Here is a 6364-nt window from a genome sequence, read left to right on the forward strand (position 1 = left end):
CCGGCCGTCCCCCCCCGGAATCCCCTCTGGACGGGTGCCCCCGGGCAGGTCAGCCTGGACCGCCCTGGAGGACCCACCGCGCATGGCCATCCCGCAGAACCCTGACGCCCGCTTCCACATCGAGGTCATCAAGCTGCTGCTCCAGGTGGCCACCAGCGATGACCGCGTCACCCGCGAGGAGATCGATCACATCATCGACACCGCACGCGGGTTCAGCGTGCCCCTCACGGAGCTCAGCCTCCTCACCCGCTGCCTCCAGGAGGGAAAGCCGCTGCCTCCCCCAAACGTGGGACTGCTGCGCGACAACCCGAAGGACGTCATGGACGCCGTCCACACGCTCGTCAGCCGGGATGGTGAAGTACACGAGGCCGAAATCGAGATGATGCGGCAGATCCGCGAGCTGCTCGGCATCGCTCCTTAAGCCTAAGCCGCCACGAACTGCCGCTCCACCAGCCGGCGGTACAGCCCGTCCTGGGCCATCAGCGCCGCGTGGCTGCCGCTCTGCACCACGCGGCCGGACTCCAGCACCAGCACGCGGTGGGCGTTGGCCACGGTAGACAGCCGGTGCGCGATGATGAGCGTCGTGCGGCCCTGCATCAGCCGCTCCAGCGCGTCCTTCACCAGGTGTTCGCTCTCCGCGTCCAGCGCGGACGTGGCCTCGTCCAGGACGAGGATGCGCGGATCCTTCAGCACCGCCCGTGCGATGGCCACGCGCTGCTTCTGGCCGCCGGACAGCTGCACGCCCCGCTCGCCCACCTCCGTGCGGTAGCCCTCCGGAAAACGGCCGATGAAGTCGTGCGCGTTCGCCGCCTTCGCGGCGGCCTCCACCTCCGCGTCGGTGGCATCCGGGCGGCCATAGCGGATGTTGTCCGCGATGGAGCAGGAGAACAGCAGCGGCTCCTGCGCCACCGCGCCCAGGTGCCGGCGCAGCCAACCGGGATCCAACGTGCGCAGGTCGTGGCCATCCACCCAGACGCCTCCCGCCAGCGGGTCGTACATGCGCGCGAGCAGCGCGGCGATGGTGGACTTGCCTCCTCCCGAAGGCCCCACCAGCGCCACCACCTCGCCCGGCGCCAGCTCCAGGTCCAACCCCTGGAGCACCGGCACATCCAGCCGCGAGGGATACGCGAAGCGCACGTCCCGGAACTCCACCCGCCCCTCCAGCACGGGCAGGCGCACGCCACCCTCCAGCGGGATGGCGGGCACGCGGTCGATCATCTCGAACACGCGCTCCGCGGAGCCCGACGCGCGCATGAAGTCCCCCCACAGGTCCGTCAGCCCGCTCAGCGCCGTGGACACCAGCAGCGTGTACGCGAGGAACGACGTCAGGTTGCCCATGGACAGCTCGCCCTGGAGCATCAGCCGGCTGCCGTACCAGAGCACCAGCGCCGCGGCGAAGAGGCCGCCAAAGCCGCTGCCCGCCATGAAGGCCGCGGACAGGCGCGAGCGCTGGTGCATCAACGACAGCACCTGCGACAGCCGCCCCCGGTAGCGCCCCACCTCGTGCCGCTCGGCGGCGAAGGCGCGCACGGTGCGGATGCCGGTGAAGACCTCGTCCGCGACGCCCGTGGCGTCCGCCAGCGCGGCCTGCACCTGGCGCGACGCCTGACGGATCCTCCGCCCCACGACGACGCCCGCGATGGCCACCGGCGGCACCACCCCCAGCATCAAGAGCGCGAGCGACGGCGACGTGTAGAAGAGCATCGTCAGGCCGCCCACCGCCTGGGCCCCGCTGCGCAGCGCGGTGGCGATGTTGTTGCTGACCGCGTGCTGCAACACCGTGGTGTCCGCGGTCAGCCGGCTCGTCAGCTCGCCCGTGCGGCGCGTGTCGAAGAAGGCCACCTCCTGGTCCACCAGCCGGGCGAAGAGGTCCTCGCGCAGGCGCGCCACGGTGCGCTCGCCCGCGGTGTTGAAGAAGTAGAAGCGCAGCGCGTCCGCCACCGCGCGCACCGCGAAGACGACGGTGAGCGCCACCGCCGTGCGGTCGATGAGCCCCTGGTCCTTCGCGCCCAGCGCCTCGTCGACGATGACGCGCAGGGCCTGCGGGAACACCAGCGACAGCACCGTGGCCACGACGAGGAAGAACAACCCCACGCCCAGCGCGCGCCGCTCCCTCCAGGCCAGGCCCAGCAGGCGCCGCGCGGAGACGGGGGCGGCGGCCCCGGGCGCCATCGTCGTCACCGGAGGAAGGACTCCGCCTGCCCATAGGGCATGTCCGCGTCCAGCCCCTGCTCCCGGCAGTACGCGAGCAGCTTGCGCGACTCCACCAATTGCGGCGACTGCTCGTGGTAGCCCATCACCATCACGTGCCCCAGCCACGGCTCCCGGCCCATGGCGTAGATGCGCACCTGACTCGGCTTCAGCCGCTGCACGATGTCGATGGCGCGCGCCGCGTTGGAGCCGTTGAGCCGCCGCGACTGGTCCATCTTCCTGGGCAGCGGCGCGGGCAGGAGCGGCCCATACATCCAGCTGAGCGGCCCGCCCTCCGACTCCATCCCCAGCCACATCATGTCGATGGGGCCCACGTGCCGGTGCACGTGCTCATACAGCCGGGGCTCCAGCGCGTTGGAGTCCGCCGCCATCAGCAGCGATCTGCCCTCCAGCCGCACCAGGTGCGCGAGCTTGCCGCGGACATCCAGGTCGCCGTGCTCGCCCAGGAAGGGCAGGCCCAACAGCTCCCCGCCCGGCACCGGCAGCGACTCCAGCTCCGACAGCGTCACCACGTTGCGGAAGCCCGCGTGCAGCAGCATCAGCCGCAGCGACGGGTCCACCAGCGCGCCGCCACCGCCCGCGGGCACCACCACCGTGCCGATGCGGTGGCGCAACTGGAGCAGCGGCTCGAACATCAGGTGGTCCGCATGGCCGTGCGTGAGCACCACGTAGTCGATGCGCTCCGGCAGGTCCGCGAAGCTGTAGCGCGGCAGGTCGCTGGGGAAGTCGTAGCTCACCACCGGGTCGGTGAGGACGCTGACGTGGCGCGATTCAATGAGCACGCACGCGTGGCCGAAGTAGCGCACGCGCACCCCGTCGCCGTCGTAGCGGGGGGCGGGCCGGGGCGGCTCGGGCGTGAAGAACGACGCGAAGGTGTCCCCCTCCTGGGGCGGGATGCCCAGCGCGTCGCGCACCGCCTCCATCGGGGCCGGGGTGCGCCGCATGGCGAACAGCGTGTCCCAGGCCTCGTGCCGGAAGGGCAGGCGCACCTGGAGGCTGCCATCCTTCGTGTCGTCCAGCCGGGGCGTGCTGAAGACATACGGGCGCGCGTCCTCGTGGATGAGCCGCAGCGACAGGCTCTGCGAGGACTCGCGGTGGAAGGGGCTCTTGTAGAGCAGCGACTCGAAGAAGCGCGGCGAGGCGCGGTTCTTCAGGTCATAGGTGAGCTCCACGTAGCCGCGCAGCAGGTCCGGCACGCGCGGGTACAGCTCCTCCAGGGAGAAGCCCTCCGCGGAGGCGAGCAGCGCGTCCAGCTCCCGCATCGCCTGCGCGTACCCGAGCGCCAGCGCCTCCTCCTTCAGCGTGCGCTCCAGGAGCGCCTTCACCTCCCCCACCCGCTCCACGCCGCAGTTCAGGTAGGGGCCCCCGCGCAGCGCCGGGCTCTTCAGCGCCGCGACGTGGATTGCGGGGTTGGCGACGAAGGACTCCATGATCTTCACGTGGAGGTTCGCGACGAAGAGCGGCGCCGTCATGGGCGACGCCAGGAACCACCACGCGTACCACTGGTTGTGGAGCGGTTCCGCGACGACGTTCTGCTTCAGATACACCGGGGGGCGCGACATCCACACTCCTTCAAGAAGGCTTCACGCCGCGGTAGCGCGCCAGCGACTCACGGGCCGCCTCGCGCAGCGCCGCGTCCACGGGCTCCCCAGGCTCAGACGAGTCGAGCAGCCGCTGGAGCGCCTGGGGCACGTCCTCGCCGGGATAGGCGATGTCCCCCAACCGCCGGGCCGCCAACACCCGGTCCTCCACCCTCCCCCGCGTCACCTCCGCCAACAGGAAGTCGCGGTAGCGCGCGAGGAAGGTGTTCTCCGCATCGAGCATCCGCGCGCACGCCTCGCGCAGCTTCGCCCGCGCCGCCGCGTCCTCCGGCACGCGGTAGCCCCACTGCTGGCGGCTCGCGAAGATGGACTCGTACAGCGGCGTCCAGGTGTCGTGGAGGTGCTCGCGGTGCGCCTGGATGGCGTCGCGCTTGGAGAAGGTGTGGCGGCCCGCGTCCAGCGCCACCGCCGCCGTCGCCATCCGGCACGCCAGCGTCACCAGCTCCTTGAAGCCCCGGTGCAGCTGGCCCTGCGCGTCCATCACCTCGCGGTAGTCGTAGCCGTACAGCTCGCCCCGCGCGTCCGGGTACTCCAGCGGGAAGCGCAGGGGCGCGTCCTCTGCGCGGGCGCGCGCCCGCTCGATGAACCTGTACGGCTGGTGCATGCAGTGGCGCGTCCACGCCTCCAGCGGCATCAGCGGGACGCGGTCGCGCACGTCCTCGCCCGCGATGAGCAGCGCGTTCTGCTTGAGGTTGACCTCGCCCTCGCGGAAGAGCCGCGCCTCCTCCACCGCGCTCAGGTCCAGCGGGTAGCGGGCCAGCGGCCCCACCGCCATGCGGAAGCGCTCGAAGCGGGCCTCCTCGCCCGGCAGGAACGTGTCCTTGAAGACGAGCGTGAGGTCCAGGTCGCTCTCGCCCACCGCCTCGCTCGTGGCGTGGCTGCCCACCAGGTAGCAGGCCCGCACGCGGCCCGGGAACGTGAGCGCGTACAGCCCCACGAAGCCGAACAGCACCGCGTTGACGCCCATGTCCTCCGTCAACCCGACCAGCGACACCTCTTCTTCGTCCAACCCTCCGTCCATCAGGCGCTCACCTGGAGGGGGAGGTCCTTGTGCTCCGGTGAGTCCGCGAGCCTGCGGGTGAGGCGGCGGCGCACGACGTCCACGTGCTCGCGGAAGAAGTAGAGGTTCTCCGCGTACGCGAGCGGCACCGCGATGCGGTTCACCTCGCGCTCGGCCTCCTCCAGCCGCTTGAGCATGTCCTGGAGCATCTCCTGGTCGGGATCCTCCTCCAGCTGGATTTCAATCTCCTTCAGCCGCGCGTACCAGCGGTGGATGCGCGAGCGCACCCGCCACAGGAACGCCGCCGGCACCGCGCGCATCAGCGGCACCACCACCGCGATGATGGGCACCAGCATCACCCACAGCCGGTCCACCAGGTTCGCCGCCCAGAACGGCAGGTAGCGCTGGAGCAGCGGCACGCCGGACGCGTAGAAGCGCTTCGCCTCGCTGCTCAGGGGGAAGCCCGCGGCGAGCGGCGCGGGGAACTCCCCCGTCTTGTCCAGGATGCCCGCGGTGCCCGAAATCTCGCTGGCCGCGCGCATCAACAGATAGGCGAGCGCCGGGTGCAGCGTGTCGCGCGCCAGCAGCAGCGCGTTGGGCGCGAGCAATTGCACGTCCTGATCCGGCACGTCCGCCGCGAAGTCGAACACGCCCCGGGGCAGCACGTGCCTGGACAGGTACGGGTAGCGGCGCGTGTAGGCCTCCGCGCGCGCGAAGTTCAACAGGTGGATGTCCTTCTCGGCGGCCAGCTTCTGGATGCGCCGGGACTCCGCCGGGGAGACGAGGAACACCGCGTCGATGCTCCCCTTGAGCAGCGCGTCGATGGCCGCATCCCGGTCCAGCGGGAGCAACTGCGTGGGCGCGGTGTCCGCGCGGTTCGCCTGCAGGAGCGTCATCGCGAGCGCGCGCGTGCCGCTCTCCTCCGGGCCCACCGCGATGCGCTTGCCAGCCAGGGAGCGCACGTCGTCCATGCGCTCGCCCCGGTAGAAGACCCAGAGCGGCACGTAGGAGAGGCTGCCCAGCGACACCACGTGCTCCGGCACCGCCTGGTCCTTGCCGCCCATCGTGCCGCTCTGCGCGAAGGCGATGTCCACCCCGCTGTCCTCCGCGTCCAGCAGCGCCACGCTGCTGACGGAGCCCTTCGTGGGGCGCAGCTCCAGCGTCACGCCGTGTTCCGCGAGGAACTTCTGGTAGCGCTTCGCCATGTAGTTGAAGCCGCCCTCTTCGGGCGCCAGCGCCATCACCAGCGTCTTGGGGGGCGCGGGTTTGACGAAGTAGAGCGTCACCGCGAACGCGGCGGCGATGAGGAGCGCCGCGGGGGCGATGGCGAGCCACAGGTCGCGCCGCAACGTGCGCTTGATCTGCGCTTTCAACGTGTCCGTCTTCATGGGGATGCGCAGTATACCGACCGCGCGGTGCGAGGCCCTGCCGTACACCACGTAGGTCCAAGCAGGCGAGCACGGCCCCGACCCGGGGGTACTTGGCGGATCCCCTTGCACGACCCACCCTCCCTCCCAGGCCTGATTGCAAGGGGTGTGGCATGGGTTGGCGT

5 protein-coding genes are annotated in these 6364 nt (G+C 71.0%); 1 reads left to right on the plus strand and 4 read right to left on the minus strand.

The window, feature by feature from the left end:
* Window positions 1–82: 82 nt before the first annotated feature.
* A complete protein-coding gene (locus tag D7X12_RS37895; RefSeq protein ID WP_120630046.1) occupies window positions 83–421 on the plus strand; it encodes a TerB family tellurite resistance protein in 339 nt (112 codons plus the stop codon).
* Between the two features lie 2 nt (window positions 422–423).
* Here D7X12_RS37895 and D7X12_RS37900 read toward each other — a convergent pair whose 3' ends face one another.
* Genes D7X12_RS37900 through D7X12_RS37915 form a run of 4 tightly spaced genes read right to left on the minus strand, consistent with a single transcriptional unit; the run spans window position 424 to window position 6200 of the window.
* Window positions 424–2172 (minus strand): ABC transporter ATP-binding protein, encoded by a 1749-nt coding sequence (locus tag D7X12_RS37900; protein ID WP_120630050.1) that lies wholly within the window; start codon window positions 2170–2172, stop codon window positions 424–426.
* Between the two features lie 5 nt (window positions 2173–2177).
* Window positions 2178–3773: an MBL fold metallo-hydrolase gene (locus D7X12_RS37905; RefSeq protein WP_120630047.1), complete on the minus strand. Its 1596-nt coding sequence runs from the start codon at window positions 3771–3773 to the stop codon at window positions 2178–2180.
* A 10-nt stretch (window positions 3774–3783) separates the two neighbouring features.
* Window positions 3784–4833, minus strand: coding sequence for a nucleotidyltransferase domain-containing protein (locus D7X12_RS45210; RefSeq protein ID WP_120630048.1), 1050 nt, complete (start codon window positions 4831–4833; stop codon window positions 3784–3786).
* A complete protein-coding gene (locus D7X12_RS37915) occupies window positions 4833–6200 on the minus strand; it encodes a TAXI family TRAP transporter solute-binding subunit (protein WP_120630049.1) in 1368 nt (455 codons plus the stop codon). The genes D7X12_RS45210 and D7X12_RS37915 overlap by 1 nt, the downstream gene beginning before the upstream one ends.
* Window positions 6201–6364: the final 164 nt, after the last annotated feature.

This window comes from Corallococcus sicarius (genome assembly GCF_003611735.1).
Taxonomy (GTDB): domain Bacteria; phylum Myxococcota; class Myxococcia; order Myxococcales; family Myxococcaceae; genus Corallococcus; species Corallococcus sicarius.